Source organism: Streptomyces sporangiiformans, from assembly GCF_005768555.2.
GTDB lineage: Bacteria > Actinomycetota > Actinomycetes > Streptomycetales > Streptomycetaceae > Streptomyces > Streptomyces sporangiiformans.
Window position 1 is genome coordinate 1 of the sequence record NZ_VCHX02000125.1, and the last position, 16601, is coordinate 16601.

Annotated in this window: 15 protein-coding genes and 1 pseudogene; 12 read left to right on the top strand and 4 right to left on the bottom strand. The window is 69.1% G+C overall.

Annotated elements, in window-relative coordinates; translation table 11 throughout:
- Window positions 1-242 precede the first annotated feature (242 nt).
- Entirely contained in the window at window positions 243-2324 is a 2082-nt protein-coding gene (locus tag FGD71_RS16940) for a bifunctional polysaccharide deacetylase/glycosyltransferase family 2 protein (RefSeq protein ID WP_119101281.1), read from the bottom strand.
- A 495-nt stretch (window positions 2325-2819) separates the two neighbouring features.
- Between FGD71_RS16940 and FGD71_RS16945 the strand changes: the two genes are divergently transcribed.
- The 4 genes and pseudogenes from FGD71_RS16945 to FGD71_RS16960 all read left to right on the top strand — a co-directional run bounded on the left by FGD71_RS16945 (window position 2820) and on the right by FGD71_RS16960 (window position 7497).
- The gene (locus tag FGD71_RS16945) at window positions 2820-2981 is read left to right on the top strand and encodes a hypothetical protein (RefSeq protein ID WP_181359220.1); all 162 of its coding nucleotides are present in this window, start codon (window positions 2820-2822) and stop codon (window positions 2979-2981) included.
- A gap of 678 nt (window positions 2982-3659) precedes the next feature.
- Window positions 3660-5489 (top strand): TIGR03767 family metallophosphoesterase, encoded by a 1830-nt coding sequence (locus FGD71_RS16950; RefSeq protein ID WP_119101282.1) that lies wholly within the window; start codon window positions 3660-3662, stop codon window positions 5487-5489.
- Window positions 5490-5801: 312 nt separating this feature from the next.
- Window positions 5802-6742, top strand: a pseudogene (locus tag FGD71_RS16955) (permease); the annotation flags it as partial.
- Window positions 6739-7497: a TIGR03943 family putative permease subunit gene (locus FGD71_RS16960; protein ID WP_119101284.1), complete on the top strand. Its 759-nt coding sequence runs from the start codon at window positions 6739-6741 to the stop codon at window positions 7495-7497. The pseudogene FGD71_RS16955 and the gene FGD71_RS16960, both read left to right, overlap by 4 nt.
- 77 nt (window positions 7498-7574) lie before the next feature.
- Here the strand turns inward: FGD71_RS16960 and FGD71_RS16965 are convergent, their stop codons facing one another.
- Window positions 7575-8687, bottom strand: a complete 1113-nt coding sequence (locus FGD71_RS16965) for a CapA family protein (RefSeq protein WP_119101285.1) — start codon at window positions 8685-8687, stop codon at window positions 7575-7577.
- A 155-nt stretch (window positions 8688-8842) separates the two neighbouring features.
- On the opposite strand from FGD71_RS16965, the gene FGD71_RS16970 reads away from it, so the two are divergent.
- Window positions 8843-9742, top strand: a complete 900-nt coding sequence (locus FGD71_RS16970) for an aminoglycoside phosphotransferase family protein (RefSeq protein ID WP_181359221.1) — start codon at window positions 8843-8845, stop codon at window positions 9740-9742.
- A complete protein-coding gene (locus FGD71_RS16975; protein WP_119101286.1) occupies window positions 9739-10101 on the top strand; it encodes a DUF4180 domain-containing protein in 363 nt (120 codons plus the stop codon). The genes FGD71_RS16970 and FGD71_RS16975 overlap by 4 nt, the downstream gene beginning before the upstream one ends.
- A gap of 74 nt (window positions 10102-10175) precedes the next feature.
- Here the strand turns inward: FGD71_RS16975 and FGD71_RS16980 are convergent, their stop codons facing one another.
- Window positions 10176-10601, bottom strand: a complete 426-nt coding sequence (locus tag FGD71_RS16980; RefSeq protein WP_119101287.1) for a MarR family winged helix-turn-helix transcriptional regulator — start codon at window positions 10599-10601, stop codon at window positions 10176-10178.
- 73 nt (window positions 10602-10674) lie between these two features.
- Here FGD71_RS16980 and FGD71_RS16985 point away from each other — a divergent pair, with 73 nt between their 5' ends.
- The 4 genes from FGD71_RS16985 to FGD71_RS17000 all read left to right on the top strand — a co-directional run bounded on the left by FGD71_RS16985 (window position 10675) and on the right by FGD71_RS17000 (window position 14591).
- A complete protein-coding gene (locus tag FGD71_RS16985) occupies window positions 10675-11124 on the top strand; it encodes a PaaI family thioesterase (RefSeq protein ID WP_119101288.1) in 450 nt (149 codons plus the stop codon).
- A gap of 47 nt (window positions 11125-11171) precedes the next feature.
- Complete coding sequence (locus FGD71_RS16990; RefSeq protein ID WP_240436627.1) at window positions 11172-11876, top strand: Clp protease N-terminal domain-containing protein; 705 nt, start codon at window positions 11172-11174, stop codon at window positions 11874-11876.
- Between the two features lie 293 nt (window positions 11877-12169).
- The gene (locus FGD71_RS16995) at window positions 12170-14074 is read left to right on the top strand and encodes an AMP-dependent synthetase/ligase (protein WP_240436628.1); all 1905 of its coding nucleotides are present in this window, start codon (window positions 12170-12172) and stop codon (window positions 14072-14074) included.
- Between the two features lie 76 nt (window positions 14075-14150).
- Window positions 14151-14591, top strand: a complete 441-nt coding sequence (locus FGD71_RS17000; RefSeq protein ID WP_119101290.1) for a PPOX class F420-dependent oxidoreductase — start codon at window positions 14151-14153, stop codon at window positions 14589-14591.
- A gap of 90 nt (window positions 14592-14681) precedes the next feature.
- Here FGD71_RS17000 and FGD71_RS17005 read toward each other — a convergent pair whose 3' ends face one another.
- Complete coding sequence (locus tag FGD71_RS17005; RefSeq protein ID WP_240436629.1) at window positions 14682-15245, bottom strand: pep a2; 564 nt, start codon at window positions 15243-15245, stop codon at window positions 14682-14684.
- A gap of 303 nt (window positions 15246-15548) precedes the next feature.
- On the opposite strand from FGD71_RS17005, the gene FGD71_RS17010 reads away from it, so the two are divergent.
- Together FGD71_RS17010 and FGD71_RS17015 are read left to right on the top strand one after the other, a co-directional pair.
- A complete protein-coding gene (locus tag FGD71_RS17010) occupies window positions 15549-15848 on the top strand; it encodes a DUF5133 domain-containing protein (protein WP_119101291.1) in 300 nt (99 codons plus the stop codon).
- Between the two features lie 109 nt (window positions 15849-15957).
- Window positions 15958-16601: maltotransferase domain-containing protein (locus tag FGD71_RS17015; RefSeq protein ID WP_119101294.1), on the top strand; the 644-nt coding region annotated here is incomplete at its 3' end.

Below are 16601 nucleotides of genomic sequence, written 5' to 3' on the forward strand. Positions count from 1 at the left end.
CCGGGCACGGGGCCCGGCCCTGTGCCCGGCGGGCGAGCGCCCGGCGTCCGTGCGCCCCGGGGCGGTGGGCGAGGGCATGCCGGGCAGTGGTGCGGTGCGCGCCGGGGGCGGGGCCGCGTTCCCGTACGGCTGCCCCTCCGTGGTGTCGCGCGTCGGCTCCATCACGCCATCGCGCCGATCGTGGCCCGCCCATCGGTCTGTCCAGTCACTCATCTGCCTGCCCAGTAGCTCATTTCATGGAATCACCTCGTCGGCAGGCTCTTATACGGCGCGGGGCCTCCGATCTGTTCAGCGGCCGTGCCGGAACGCTTGATCCGATGCCATTTCAGCTTGCTTCCGAGCAGCAGGGCGACCACGGACTGGATGACGACCAGATACATCAGCTGCCGGTAGACGAGGAGCTGGAAGGGCATCGACCACAGGGTCCACAACTTCTCGCCATCGAGCTTCAACGCGTAGCCCGCGGTGATGAGTTGGAGGCCCAGGAAGCCGAACCACACGAGGGCGGACTCCAGCGGGTCGCGGAACAGCACGCCGTACAGGGCGAAGACGTCGATGATCGGCGCGAGCAGCGGAAGCAGGACCTGGAAGAGAGCGATGTAGCTCAGTCCGCGCCGGCCGAAGCGCCCGGCCGTGCCCACCCCGAAGAAGGCACTCCGGTGCTTCCACATGGCCTGGATGGTGCCGTAGCACCACCGGTAGCGCTGTCGCCACAGCTGGCCGAGCGAGGTGGGCACCTCGGTCCAGGCGATGGCGGACTCCTCGTAGATCACGCGCCAGCCGGCCCGCCACAGGGTCATCGTGAGGTCGGTGTCCTCGGCCAGGGTGTCCTCGCTGACCCCGCCGACGCCCAGCAGCGCGTCCCGGCGGAAGGCCCCGATGGCGCCGGGGATCGTCGGCATACACTCCAGGACTTCGAACATCCGGCGGTCGAGGTTGAAGCCGAAGCAGTACTCCAGGTGCTGCCATTTGGCGAGCAGTCCGCGCCGGTTGCCGACCTTGGTGTTGCCGCTGACCGCGCCGACCGCCGGATGCGCCAGGGACTGCACGAGGCGGTAGATGGCGTCCGGTTCGAAGACGGTGTCGGCGTCGACCATGACCACGATGTCGTACATCGCATGGTCCAGCCCGGTGTTGAGGGCGGCGGCCTTGCCCGCGTTGGGCTTGCGGATCACCGTCACACGCGGGTCGTCGATCGCCTCGGCGATGTCCGCCGTACGGTCCGTCGAACCGTCGTCGATCACGATGAGCTGCATGTTCTCGTGAGTGGAGTCGAGCAGCGAGAGGACGGTGGACTCGATTCCGGCCTCTTCGTTGTAGGCGGGGACGAGCACCGTCACCGGCTCTGTCACCTCCCGCAGCCAGGGCGCGCCGGGACTGAAGCGCTCCAGGCGCCGGACATGGGCGCGCGCGAAGAAGGAGAGAAGCACCAGGCGCAGCACGCCGAGACCACCGGCGATGCCGAGCACCCAGATCATGGCGTTCGCGAACAGACGGCCGAGGGTCGAGACCCAGATCAGGCCCGTGCCCTCCCATCGATCGGCGGAGGCTGCCCGCGTGTTGACCGGAAGCAGCCTGAGGCCGGCCGACACGGTGGTGAACCGGTCGACGTTCGGGTTGGCGAGCAGTTTCTTCGTCTCCTGGTACGCGGTCTCCGTCTGGCTGAACTGCCGGACCAGCCCCTGTGCCGGCTTCCGGGACGGCTTGTCGGCGGCGACCAGCACATACCCCTTGGCGGCGGCCTGCTTCGCCGCCTGCCACTCACGGCCGCAGAGTGTGTCCGCCGAGGTGGTCTTCGGCATCCTCAGCAGAGTGGTGTTCATGCCCGAGGCACCCGCCAACGCGGTCTGGGTCAGGTCCAGTTCGGCCGAGAAGCGGACGGGGGACGTCTCGCCGAGGGCGGGGCCGGTGTAGGTGTTCGAGCCGATCTCGTGCCCTTCGGCGCGGATCCGCCGCACGAGCTCCGGATGGCGGGCCGCCTGCGATCCCAGGAGGAAGAATGTGGCGCGCGCCCGATTCTGGCGCAGCAGGTCCAGCAGACGCGGAGTCCACACGGGATCGGGACCGCCGTCGAAGGTGAGGGCCACGGTGCGGGCCGGCATCGAGCCGGTCTGGATGCCGTTGCGGTTGATCCCCACGACGGGCCCGCCGTTGGCCACGACATCCGGAGCGGGTGCGGTGCAGGCGGTCCGTGTCTCCGCGGCGCCGACCTCGTTGCTGGTCCAGCCCTCGAAAAGCAGGGCCGCGAACATCGCGGGCAGGACGAGTATCAGCAACAGCCAGTGCCCTCGCGGGTCACGGGATTGCTTGTGCCGGCCCTTCATAAAACTCCAGCCTCCCTCGCGACAGATGCACCATGAAGCGCCGAAGTGGCAATGATCACAGGCAGGTTGAGGCCTACGCGGACGTCCCGGAAGACCGCGTTTCGGTGTGTCGTCGTGACGGCCCGATGACCGCGGCGCCGGGTGCCGGTAGCCGCCCGGTCCGGCACGCGCCCGCCGACAGCGGCCCCGCATCGCGGGTTCGCTCTCCCGTGGCCGTAAGCGTCGGCGCACGGTGGGCGGTTCGCGTTCTTCTTCCGCTGCCTGGTGGGACTGGCCTTGCACATGGGGGGCGAGTGTAGCCACAGCATTTTGGTTACATGCCAATAACACCGAGGCTCATGGGGCCACCGCGGTGGCCCCTCGCCGGGGAGCCCGACAACCTCGGGATTAGGGTGAGCAGTCCGGCCCGAACCGGCGTATTGAAGGGGTAGGGAAACCGCCCGCGAAGCCTGCTCTGCACTGCCCTGCCCTGCCCTGCCGGAGGTACCGTCACCCGTGAGCACGACCAAAGCAGCCCCGCCCCCGGTCGACGACCGCGACGCGGACGATCCGCAGGGGTGGCGGGGCAACTCGCCCCTCGTCCTGATCATGCTGTTGCTTGTGGTGGTCGCCCTGCAGGGGCCGATCCGCGGGGCGGTGTCCATGCCGGTGATGTGATCATGGGATTCCGGCGGGCTCTTCTCCGCCACGAGCTGGTCGCGGTGCGGCTGCCGCGGTCGTGGGGCACATCCTGCGGCGACCATCCTTCTGCTCGCTCTGGTCGGGCGTGTCCCCCATGAGAACGACGCGGGCCTGCCGTCCACTGCCACCGACGCCCTGGACGTCAGCTCTCAGGGCGCAACAAGAGTGTCGGCGGCCCGACGCGCCGCGTTCATGCGTGCGTCTTCGCCCGCATACCGTGCCGCAACCAGCCTTGGACCTCACCGTTACCAAAGTGCCGGTACACCTCTCAGCGGCAGCTCCTCGGGGGTCGCCGCACGTCATCGCGCCGGGCGCTTCGACCACCGCTCTGAGAACCGCACCGACCGTTGCCCGGCGCCGTACGGGTGGCGGCGCCGGTCCGGCATCACCCTGCCCGTCAGCATCGATGGCGGAGCGGTACCGGTCACTGCCCCTGCGCAGCCGGGGAGCCAGGCCGACAAGATCCGCGCCGGGTGATGCCGAGGCGGGCGGGGTCGGCCGTCCGGCAGCCGCGGTCCTCGATGACGGGATCCAAGTTGAATTGTCCGGCCAAAACTTCCGATTTCGTTCATGGGGGCGCCACGCCCACGTCCCGATGCCCTGAATGAGTGGTTCCGCATAGTGAGTCACCTTCTTGGAGCCACCGGAGGACCCATGGCCGGGACCAGACCCGCCATCAATCGTCGCAACTTCCTACTCACCTCCGGTGCCGCAGTCGCGGGCGCCGGAGCGGGAACGGCGTGGGCGCTGTTGCCCCGGCAGCGCCCACACGAGAGTGTCCCGCCGCGCACCACGCGGAACGTCGGTCAGCCTGCCCGCACCGGCACCGCGCTGACCACTCTCGACACCGCGGCCCAGCTCGGCCGTGCGAATGCGGGTGGCTACCGCCGTCTGACCTCCGGTCCCGGCTGGCCCTTGGTCATTCGGACTGAGGCAGCCGACGCGGGCCCTAGGGCCGGGCGCCACGATCGGCGCACCCCCCTGGCGTGCTTCATGCAGTTCACCGACCTGCACCTGACCGACGTGCAGAATCCTCTGCGCACGGAGTTCCTGCGGGTCGGCCGACCGGGCGCGTGGCGGGCGCAGGAGGCGCTCACGGTGGCGGGCGCGGTTTCGCTCGTGGAGCAGGTGAACGCGCTCGGTCAGGGTCCCTACACCGGGATGGCCCCGACGTTCGTGATGGCGACGGGCGACAACATCGACAACAACTCCGCGATCGAGCTGGAGTGGTTCCTCACTCTGATGAGCGGTGGCCGGATCGCTCCCGACACCGGTGCCCCGACGGCGTACGAAGGCGTCCAGAACTCCGGCCTGCCGCTCTATTGGCACCCGGACGACGCGGCGCTGCGCGACGTCGACAAGGGGCGTGGGCTGCCGCACATACCCGGCTTCCTCGACGCGGCGACACGGCCCGTCACCAGCCCTGGCCTCGGCATCCCCTGGTACTCCACGGTCGGCAACCACGACGATCTGCCCGGCGGCTGCCTCTCTCCCCGGCTGGGCGAATACGCGGTCGGCTCCCGCAAGCTGCTGTCAGTGCCGAAGGCGGACGCGGCCGCCTACGCGCAAGCGCTGCGGACGGGCAACGACCCCAAGAGCGAGGTACTCGCCGCGATCCTGAGCCGGCACGCGGCAGCGGCGCGCCCGGTGACGCCCGACGAACGGCGCCGGACGTTCACGCCGTACGAGTACCTGGCCGCGCACCTCGATCCGGCGCACGCCGGGGTTGGTGGACCAGTCGGACACGGCTACACCGAGGACAATCTGGACGGTGACCGGATGTACTACACCTTCCAGGTGGCCGAGAACGTGATCGGTATCAGCCTCGACACCACCTACCGCAGCGGCCACTACGAAGGCTCACTCGGCACCGACCAACTCCGTTGGCTGGAACGGACGCTGACCGCGCACAGCTCCCGCTCCTACGACACCGACGGCCGGCTCGTACGCAATCTGGGCGCCGACGACGCCCATGTTCTGGTCTTCAGCCACCACAACAGCCCCGCCATGATCCGGCGCCCCGACGCGGCCCGTACGGAGGAGCCCCGCCACGACGGAGCGGAGGTCATCGCCCTGCTGAGCCGGTTCCCGAACGTGGTTGCCTGGATCAATGGCCACAGCCACGTCAACCGCATCACCCCGCACGTCCACGCGGAGGTTCCGGTGCGCTCCTTCTGGGAGGTCAATACCGCCTCTCACGTGGACTATCCGCAGCTCGCCCGGCTGATCGAACTCACCGACAACCACGACGGCACGCTCTCCCTCTTCACCACGCTCGTCGAATCCGCCGCCCCACATCGCACGGACCCCGACTACACCGACCTCTCGGCGGTCGGCCTCGCGTCCTTGTACCGGGAGTTGTCGTACAACGCCCCCGGCCTCGCCGAGGGCATGACTGCGGGCATCCACGAGGGCAGGGCCGGCGGTGCCGGCGACCGCAACGCGGAGCTGCTGCTGGTCAACCCACTGTCGCGTGTGCAGTAACCGCCGAGGGCTGCCAGGAGTACAAGTGAAAGGTCACCAGGACGTCTTGCCGCCGTGTGAGGCCAGTTGGTCGGTCTCCCGCACGTCCCGATAGCGTGAGAAGTCCTGCCCGAACCGGCGTACTGAAGGTGGAGCGAATCCGCCCGCGAAGCCCTGCCCTGCCGGAGGTACCGTCACCCGTGAGCACGACCAAAGCAGCCCCGCCCCCGGTCGACGACCGCGACGCGGACGATCCGCAGGGGTGGCGGGTCAGCTCGCCCCTCGCCCTGATCATGCTGCTGCTAGTGGTGGTTGCGCTGCAGGGGCCGATCNTCAGCTCGCCCCTCGCCCTGATCATGCTGCTGCTAGTGGTGGTTGCGCTGCAGGGGCCGATCCGCGGGGCGGTGTCCGCGCCGGTGATGCAGAGCTGGATGACCGTGTTCGTCGCGGTGGTCGTCCAGGCCCTGCCTTTCCTTGTCCTCGGCGTACTGCTGTCGGCGGTTCTCGCGGTGTTCGTCCCGCCGTCGTTCTTCGCCCGGGCGATGCCGAAGCGGCCCGCGCTGGCGGTACCGGTCGCCGGGATGTCCGGTGCGGTCCTGCCGGGGTGCGAGTGCGCCTCCGTACCGGTGGCCGGGGCGCTGGTGCGCCGGGGCGTCACTCCCGCGGCGGCGTTCGCGTTCCTGTTGTCGGCCCCGGCGATCAATCCGATCGTGCTGACCGCCACCGCCGTCGCGTTTCCCGGCAACCCGCGGATGGTCCTCGCCCGGTTCGTGGCGAGCCTGCTCGTGGCGTGTGCGATGGGCTGGTTGTGGCAGCGGCTGGGCCGCGCCGACTGGCTGCGTCCACCTGAGCGCCCCTCCTACGACGGCGCCGGCAAGGGGGCGGCGTTCTGGGGATCCGTACGGCACGACGTGATGCACGCCGGCGGCTTCCTCGTCGTCGGCGCGATGGCCGCGGCCACGCTGAAGGCGGTGGTACCGGAAGGCTGGCTGCGATCCGCCGCGGACAACCCCGTGGTGGCGGTCCTCGCCCTGGCGGTCCTCGCGGTGCTGTTGTCGATCTGCTCCGAGGCCGACGCGTTCGTCGCCGCGTCGCTGTCCCAGTTCTCGCTCACCGCGCGGCTGGCGTTCCTCGTGGTCGGACCGATGATCGACCTGAAGCTGTTCGCCATGCAGGCTGCCACGTTCGGCCGCGGCTTCGCGCTGCGGTTCGCCCCCGTCACGTTCGTCCTGGCCGTCCTGGTGTCGGTCCTCGTCGGGGGGGTCCTGCTGTGAACCGGCAGGCGCAGGCGATCGTGCTGTTCCTCGTCGGCGGAGCGGTGCTGCGCGCCGGTTCCACCGACCTCTATCTGCGGTATGTCAAAGCCGAGTTGCGCCCGTTGGTGCTCGTGGCCGGCGCCGTCCTGATCATCACGGCCGGCGCCACCGTCTGGTACGAGCGTCGCCGGCCACGCACGGCGGACGACGGCCGATCGGAGCAGCCGGACGGCCCGTCGGAGCAGCACGGGGGTCACGTCCACCGCGAGCCGCTCGTCTCCTGGCTCCTGGTGCTGCCCCTGTTCGCCCTCATCCTGGTCGCCCCGCCCGCGCTGGGTTCCTACAGCGCCATGCGGGCCGGAACGTCCCTGCAGGAACAGCCCTGGGGCTACTCCGCTCTCCCCGCCGGCGATCCGCTCCGGCTCAACCTGGCCGACTACGCCGGTCGCGCGGTCTACGACCACGGGCGCTCCCTCCGCGACCGGCCGATCAAGGTCAGCGGCTTCGTCGCTCTCGACCGCAGCGGCACCCCGTACCTCGTCCGCATGGCTCTCAACTGCTGCGCCGCCGACGCCCAACCCGTCAAGATCGGTCTGTCCGGGCAGCTTCCGCCCGTCCTGCAACCCGATACGTGGCTCGAAGTCACCGGCACCTACACCGACAAGAAGACCAAGGACCCCGTCAACGGCGGCGTCATCCCCTTCATCGACGTCACGCGGACCCATCCGGTCCCGGCCCCACACGACCCGTACGACGAAAGCTGGAACGGCTGACCATCGCCGGCCCGCGCCAGGGGCGGCTTTCCACCTTCCTCGCCGAGCTACAGGTCACCGGCTCACAGGTGGACACCTCACGCAGCCGGGTGGTCCAGCCCGAGCGTGCCGTCGGGGTCCAGGGTGATGTGGACGCCGTCGCTGACCCCGTCGAGTGTCGCGCGCAGCCATCCGCGGTCGTCCTCCGTCGCGGGACCCAGCCGCATCCGCCGAACCCGCAGGGGCACCATGCGGACGCCGGCCAGTCGTCCGGTGCCGGCGTCGACCGCGACGAGGTGGGCGAGGCGAAGGTCGTCGCGGTACTCCTCGTAACCCGAGATGCCCTCGTAGTCGTCGATGAAGTCGCCGCAGCCGTAAAGGATCAGCCGGTCGCGGTACACCTCGACGGGACGAGGGTGGTGCGAGGAATGGCCGTATACGACGTCGACGCCGCTGTCCACCAGAGCGCGCGCGAATCGGATCTGCTCCCGGGAGATGCGGTAACCCCAGTTGGAGCCCCAGTGCACGGAGACGACCGCGATGTCGCCCGGCCGCTTCACCTGCCGCACCCTATCCACCGTCGCGGCGGCAGCGGCAGCCGACGGACCGGGGGCGAAGGCGACACCGGGCCGGTCCGCGGTCGCCGCCCAGCTCGGCGGAACCCCGCTGCACTCCATTCCCAGGGCGAACACCAGCACACGCCCCCTGTCACCGACCATGACCGTCGCGGGGGCGTACGCCTCGTCCGCGTTGTGTCCAGCGCCCACAGCCCGCAGGCCCGCGCGGTCCAGCGAATCGAGCGTCTCCTCGAGACCCGGGCGGCCGAAGTCCAGCACATGGTTGTTGGCCAGGACGCAGACGTCGGGCCGGGCCACGGCGAGGGCGGGCACGTTGGCCGGGTGCATCCGGTAGTGGACCACTTTCCCGGGCGCGAACGCGTCGCTGCGCGTGATGGCCGTCTCCAGATTCACGATCCGGGCGTCCGGGGAGGCCTCCTCCAGTACCCGGAGTGCGTCGCCCCAGGGCCACGACGGGGCGACAGGCGCGGGGATCGGGCCGTTCGCGGACTCGGCCGCCTCGACGTAGAAGCGGGCATCCCCGACGTAGTCCTCCCGCAGTGACGGATCACCGGGATGCGGGAGGATCTGATCGACGCCGCGCCCGAGCATCACATCGCCGCACAGGAACAGCGTCACCACGCCGCCACCCATGACTCCAGACTACCGAGCCGGAGTGCTCGTGTGGATGATCGCGGATGGGCAGGGCCCTGCCTCCGTCCACGTCCCGGGCCTCCTGAGGGGGAAATGAGTTGACGGGCGGCGGCCCGGAACGTTCGTATGGCCGTCGGCTGCGAAGGAAGGTACTCATGGGGGACGGCAAGATGCATGCCGACGAGACGGACATCGACTTGTCTCTCGTGCAACGGCTGGTCGCCACGCAGTTCCCGAGGTGGGCGGGCCTTCCCGTCGGACCGATCAAGTCCGTCGGCACATCCAATGCCATGTACCGGCTCGGCGAGGACATGGTCGTGCGGCTGCCCCGCGTGGCGGGGCCGGCGAAGGACGTGGAGAAGGAACATCGGTGGCTGCCGCTGCTCGCCCCGTCGCTTCCGTTCGCCATTCCCGTGCCGCTGGGCAAGGGCACGCCGGGTGAGGGCTACCCCTGGCACTGGTCCGTCTTCGGCTGGCTCGAGGGCGAGAACCCTGACGTCGGACGTATCGCCGAACCCCGCCTGGTCGCCGAGGACTTGGCGGATTTCGTCGCCGCGCTGCACCGCATCGATCCCACGGACGGGCCTCCCTCGTACCGCAGTGAGCCCTTGACGGCACGGGACGCCTCGACACGAGACGCGATCGAGGAACTGCGCGGAATCGTCGGCACCGACGCGGCGAACGCCGTATGGGACGCGGCCTTGCACGCCCCCGTATGGTCCGGCCCCGCCGTCTGGATTCACGCGGACCTGCAACCGGGGAACGTGCTGCTCGCCCGCGGGCGGCTCAGCGCCGTCATCGACTTCGGGTGCCTGGGCTTGGGCGATCCCGCCGTCGACCTCATCGCGGCGTGGTATCTGCTGCCGGCCGACGGGCGCGACGTCTTCCGCTCCGCTCTGGGCGCCGACGAGGCGGCATGGACCCGCGGCCGTGGCTGGGCGCTGTCGATCGCGCTCGACGAACTGCGGTACTACCGGGACACGAACCCGGCCATGGCGACCATCGCACGGCGCGTCATCCATGCTGTCCTCACCGATCAGGAGCACACCCGATGACCACCCTGCAGACGATCCATGACGTCCCTGTCTTCCTGTGCGACGCGGAGGGCGAGCCCTTCGGCAGTGAACGCGACGCCCTCGATGTCATCGGCAACGCCGGGTACCAGGGCGCCCAGTGGGTCGTCATCCCCGCCGGACGGCTCGACGAGGCGTTCTTCCGGCTGCACACCCGCGTCGCCGGCGAGATCATCCAGAAGTTCGTCAACTACCGCATGGGGGTCGCCGTCGTGGGCGACATCTCCCGGCACACGGAAGGCAGTTCGGCGTTGCGGGACTTCGTCCGCGAGTGCAACCGAGGGCAGCAGACGTGGTTTCTGGCCGACATGCAGGAGCTGCGGGAGCGGCTGGGCGGCTGAGCTGCCAGGGCCTGTCCGGCGGAGCGCCTCGGGCACGCTCGCCCGTGCGCCCATCCTGGCCTCGGCCCCGAGGATCAGGGTTCCCAGTGGGCGAGCGCGTGCAGTGCGGCAGCGGTCTGCGTGAACCGGTCGTCGCCGAGCAGGGCGCGCAGTTCGGCGTTGAAGCGGTCGATCTCGGGCTGGGCGGCACGGAGGGCGGCGGCACCGTCGCCGGTCAACTCGAGCACCACGGCCCGATGCTCACGCGCGTGCGGGTGTTTGCTGATGAGGTCGGCCGTGGTGAGCCGCCCGACGAGCGCCGTGACGGCTGATTCGCGCAGTCCGAGCGTGCGGGCAAGCTGCTGCTGGGTGAGGCCCGGTTGGTCGCGGACCGCGAACAACGCGCCGAGCTGTGCCGTGGTGACCCCGGCGGCGGCGAGGCAGCGACGGTCCGCGGTGGTGCGCAGCAGATGCGCCGCCCGCTGCAACAGGAAGAACAGGCGCTGGTCGGGCTCGGACATGGGTCGATCTTGACAGAGGCGACAGACGAACGCCATCCTCACTTCACCAGTGAACTGACAAGGTGAGGTGGGCATGGTGAGCGAAGCTCCGGATTTGGCCGTCGCGCGGAAGGCACTGGCAGCACAGCCCTTCAGCAGGCTGCTCGGCGCCCGGCTGGTGGCCTTCGGCGATGGCGCGGCAACACTGGAGCTGGACATCCGCGACGAACTGCTCCAGCAGTACGGGTTCGTCCACGGCGGGGTGCTCAGTTACGCCGCGGACAACGCGCTGACCTTCGCCGCGGGCACGGTGATCGGCACCCGATTGATCACCGCCGGGTTCACCATCGACTACCTGCGGCCCGCCCAGGGCACGACCCTGCGCGCACATGCGCAGGTTGTCCGGGCCGGCCGCACTCGCGTGGCGTGCCGGTGCGACGTGTCCAGCGTGGACGGCGCCGGCACGCAGACGTTGTGCGCCGCAGCACAAGGCACCATCGCGGTACTCGAACCGGCGCACGCGTCCCAACTGACCTACAGCTGAGGCAAGTTGACCTTGACAATTTCGAATTGTCAAGGCTGACTTGCATCATGACTCTCCCCGACCTGGACGACCTCATCGCGGAAGTGGACCGAACGTGCGACACCGCGCACCGTCCCGGTGAGCAAGAGCAGCCCGACTGGCTCGCACTGCTGACGGCGGCCGCCCGTCTCTCCGGACAACTGCAGGCTCTCGCAGACGACTTGGTGGAGGATTACGTCGAACACTGCCGGATGCACGGCTGCTCGTGGACCGACATCGGTACGGCACTGGGAGTGAGCCGGCAGGCGGTGCAGCAGCGCTTCCACGCTCCGCACAAGCGCTACAGCCCGGAGGCGATGACCGACGACCTGCGTGAGGCGATGACTCATGTGAAGCGGGCCGCGGTGCAGCATCGCAACAACTACATCGGCACCGAGCACCTCTTGTGGGGCCTCACCGCGACGAGCAACAGCGGCACCCGGCTCCTCGAAGCCGCCGGCGTGTCGCCGGATGCCGTGCACCGAACCGTCGGAGACCGCCTGAGCATGGGGGCCTCGCAAGCGGCCGAGCGGATCGCCTGGACCCCCTACTCCCGCAAAGCGATCGCCGTCGCGGAAGAGCGTTCCGAGCAGGACGGCTCAGCGCTCATCGACTGCGATCACCTGTTGCTCGGCCTCGCCCAGGTCGGCCGCGGAGTCGCCGCCACGGTGCTCAGCGAAGCCGGATTCGAACCGGCAGCAGTCGATGACGTATCGGCTCGGTCTCAGCCCTGAAAGAGCCCTTGTAGCGGTGCCGTGTCCAGAAGCGAACGTGGTTCTCCAGTCATGGTCCGTGTATCCCGATCCGGAATACCGGCGGCACCACCGTGCACAACCGCATGAACGATGACATACCCATGAGCACGTCCGCACCGTGCGGGACCGCTCGGTTCTGAGACACCGATCAGGTCAAGCCACATGGGGGTTCAGGGGGCCCAGCTGTCGCCGACGTGAGTTACATTTTCGAACGCCCTCGACACCCAGCCTCCATTTGCGAGAGCGCTCTGCGAAGAATTCTGGAGCGGTGCATGCAACTGACCGAACTTCCTTCACCAGCTCCGGAACGGATGCAGGGAGGGCTCGCCGACAGTCTCTTCGAAACGGCGGACCGCGATCCCACGCTTGCGCTGATCGCTCGCCCTTCCGACGCCTCCCCCGCGACCTGGTCACCGGTGACCGCGGTCGAACTGCGGGACGAAGTGGTGGACCTGGCCAGGGGATTCATCGCGGCCGGGCTGTATCCGGGCCACCGGGTGGCTGTCATGGCGCGCACCCGGCACGAATGGACCGTCCTTTGCTATGCGCTCTGGGCGGTGGGCGCCGAAGTCGTTCCTCTCCACCCGACGTCGTCGCACGATCAGATCGCATGGATCCTCAAGGACGCCAACTGTGTGGGCGTGGTCGTGGAGGACGAACAAGGAGTCATGACCGTCGGCTCGGCGTGCGCTTCGCTTCCGCAGCTTCGCCACGTCTGGCAGTTGGACGCCGGAGCCCTGTCGCAACTGGTGGAGCGAGGCCGGTCCATCCCCCTCGCGAGTGTCGACTCACTGCGCCGGATCGTTCTGCCCGACTCCACCGCGGTCATCGCCTACACATCCGGCACGACCGGACACCCCAGAGGATGTGCCCTGAGCCACCGCAATCTGGCCAGTCCCTGCGATGCGCTGCTGGCCGAGTGGCGGCACACGGCGGCGGCGCCCGGAAAGCAACCGGCCATCCTCGTCTTCCTGCCCTTCTCCCATGTGTACGGCCTCATGCTCCAGGGGCTCTGCGTGCGCGGCAGACTGCTGATGGGACACGAGGCCGAACTCCACGAGAAGGCGCTCTCCTCGGCCCTTCTGTCGTTTCGCCCCACATTCCTCTGCGGCATCCCGGTCATCTTCGAAAAGATCTACAAGAACTTCCTGCGCAAGGCCCAGCAGGACGGCTATGGCCCCCTCTTCGAGCGCGCGGCGCACACGGCACGGCGATTCGCCGGTGCCGTTGAGCGACAGCAGCTGGGAACAGGCCCCGGACCCAACCTCGAACTGCGGGCCCAGCACACCTTCTACGAAAAGACGGTGTACAGGAAACTCCGCGCCGCGCTGGGCGGACGCGTGTGCGGCGCGATGTCGGGCGGCGCCCCCCTGAACCGTCAACTCGCCCTCTTCTACACAGGAATCGGGATCCTCATCCACGACGGGTACGGACTCACCGAGACCAGTGGCGGCATCACGGCACAGCCCGTGGAGCGGCAGAAGTTCGGAACCGTCGGACGCCCGCTGCCGGGCACACAGGTCCGGGTGGCCGAGGACGGGGAGATCCTGGTGCGAGGCCCCTCGGTGTTCCAGGGGTACGTCAATGACGTACCCGGCACTCGGGCAGCGCTCCGTGGCGGCTGGCTGGCCACCGGGGACATCGGCCGGCTGGACACCGAGGGATATCTGACCGTCACCGGACGCAAGAAGGACGTCATCATCACGAGCGGCGGCAGGAGCGTGGCTCCGGCGGCCCTCGAGGAGCGACTGCGGGTCCATCCCCTCATTCATCAAGCGGTCGTCGTCGGTGACAACCGGCCCTGCGTAGGAGCCCTGATCACCCTGGATCCGGAGTTTCTCGCGCACTGGCGCCGGTCCTTGCCGGGACCGGGCGAAGCATCGAGCCGCGACGTACGAGAGGAGAACGCGCTGCGGGAAGAGGTCATGCGGGCGATCGCGGCGGCCAACACCCCGATGTCCCGTTCCGAATCCATCCGGGTGTTCCGCATCCTCCCGGAGCCCCTCGACCCGGCCAACGGGATGCTGACGCCCTCGATGAAGCTGCGAAGAGACGCCATCTCGCGACACTTCGCCGCCGAGATCGACGCGATGTACGCGACGTCATCGCGAGGCGCGCGGAGATCCGTCCCGGTCGATCCGTTCAGCTGGGCGGACTCGGACAACGTGTTCCAGTGAGGTGACGACCGTCGATGACCCGCCGGAGCACAAGGGCGACGGAATGCCTCGCGCTGTTCCGGGCGTTGACAGGTGTATGACTCAGGACACAAACCAGGCCGCGTTGCTCAAGCTGCTGGGTGAACACGACGGCGGGGTGCTCGTCACCCTCAAGCGCGACGGGCGGCCTCAGCTGTCGAACGTCAACCACGCGTACTACCCCGATGAGCGGACCCTGCGCGTCTCGATCACGGACGACCGCGCCAAGACACGCAATCTGCGTCGGGATCCTCGGGCGTCGTACTACGTCACCAGCGCGGACCGGTGGTCCTACACGGTCGTCGAAGGCCTCGCCGACCTCTCCCCCGTCGCGCAGGATCCGTACGACGAGACGGTCGAGGAACTCATCCGCCTGTACCGCGACGTCCAGGGCGAGCACCCCGACTGGGACGACTATCGCGCCGCGATGATCCGTGACCACCGCCTGGTCCTGCGCCTGCGCGTGGATCACGCGTACGGCATTCCCGGCGCCCGTTGAGAAGTCGCTCGGCCACAGGCCGAGCAACGAACAACACCGTCGGCCCGGCCGCCGGGGCGGCTCGCGGGCCGGTGGTGTTCTCCGGGCGGGTCACACGGAGGTGCGGGCCCCGGTCCTGGGCGGTGAACCTCCCTTGTCCCAGGAGTGGGCGCCGGCGGATGCGCCGGTGAGGATGATCGCGGGCGCGGCCAGAGCGGGCACCGGCTCCGCGCGGGGAACCTGGCGGGCCTCCCGCAGGTCGGGGGCGGGTGTGGTCGGGACCAGGGGGGCCCGTTCGAGGGCGCGGGCCCGGCGCGAGAACCAGATGATCTTGCCGCCGGTTCCTGTGGCGCAGCAGCCCCAGCCGTCGCTCACTGCCGCGATATGAGCCAGGCACCCGGGCTGGGAGTACTTCGGGTGCAGGTCCGCGTCGTTGTCCGACACGGCGGTGATGAGGTGCTGGCCGGTCCACCACATCTCGATCGTGGTGTTCTTGTCCGCGGCATGCTCGTCGATCGTGTGAAGCAGCACCTCGGCGCACTGACAGACGGGCTCGACGAGGTCCTCCAGGTTCCAGTACCGGAGGTGGGCGGCAAGAATGCGCCTGACCTGCGCAACCCGCTCCGGGCTGACCTCTATGTCGAGGTGGTAGTAGCAGGACACTACGGTCTTCATCGTCGTTGGCTCCTCACCGGCGAAGCGGTCGCTCCTCCTCGCCCCTACGGGCCGAGCCCCGAACACGAAGCGTGAGCTCTGATCGCTCCTGAGTCACTCCAAGAGTGAAAGCGCTACTCCGTTCGTGCAACACGAGAGAGCCGACACGGATCGTTGAAAACACAACAGGACGTTGGGTGACGCCGCGTGCACCATGAGTGAAGGCCTCGACCCTTCCAACCGGTCGGCGCCTCTCGTGCACGGCCTTCGCACACCATCCAGATGAGCCGTGCGCATCGGAGCGGAGGAAAGGTGACCAGTGAGATGCTGCTGCCTGCCAAAGCCGAGGTCGCCAGGCATCTGGAGCGGTACCGGGCCTGGGAACGCCTGATGCTCGCCTCGCCCACCGACCGCACCGCGCGGGGCAACTTCGAGGACACGGGCTACACACTCTGCGTGCTGATGGGCAAGCGCTGCGCCCGCGAGGCCGCCCACGCCGCCGAGCGCTATCTGTGCGCCGATTTAACGCCGTACGGATGGGATCGGGGCAACAAGCCCGACCGGCGCGGCGATCTGGACAGCCGCACACGGCCCCGCGGACTCACGGTGGCCCCGGTGTCGTAGGCGCACCCGACGCACCCGACGCACCCGACGCACCCGGCGCACCCAGCGCTTCCGGCGCAGATCCGGACCACGGACGGAACCCAAGGCAAGGAGGACGGAGGTGGAACCCATGACCCGAACCCCGGCCACCGGCCGCGTCCCCATCCGCGATGTCCAGCCGATGGTCGACTGCGGCAGACGCCCGGCGAAGGCGGTCGTGGGGGAAACCTTCCAGGTCACCGCCACCGTTGTCGGCGAGGGCCACCACGCGGTCGCCGCCAACGTCGTGCTGTGCGACCCGAGCGGCCGCCCCGGGCCATGGACCCCGATGCGCGAACTCGCCCCCGACAGCGACCGCTGGGGCGCCCACGTCACACCGGGAGCCCTGGGCCATTGGACGTACACGGTGGAGGCGTGGGTCGACCCGATCACCACCTGGCGCCATCACGCGCAGATCAAGATCCCGGCGGGGATCGACACGGAGCTGGTCCTGGAGGAAGGCGCGCTGCTGTACGAACAGGCCGCCGCCGGAGTTCCGGACAGTGCGGAGCGCGTGGTTGTACTGACCGCTGTGCGCGCGCTGCGCGACACCGAGCGCCCCGCCGCGGCCCGTCTCGCCGTCGCACTCGGCCCGAAAGTGGACGCCGTACTGGCGGAGCACCCCCTGCGTGAGCACGTCACCCGTTCGGACCCGTTGCGGTTGTTGGTGGAGCGGGAGCGGGCGTTGTTCGGTTCGTGGTACGAGTTCTTCCCGCGTTCGGAGGGCGCGGTGGT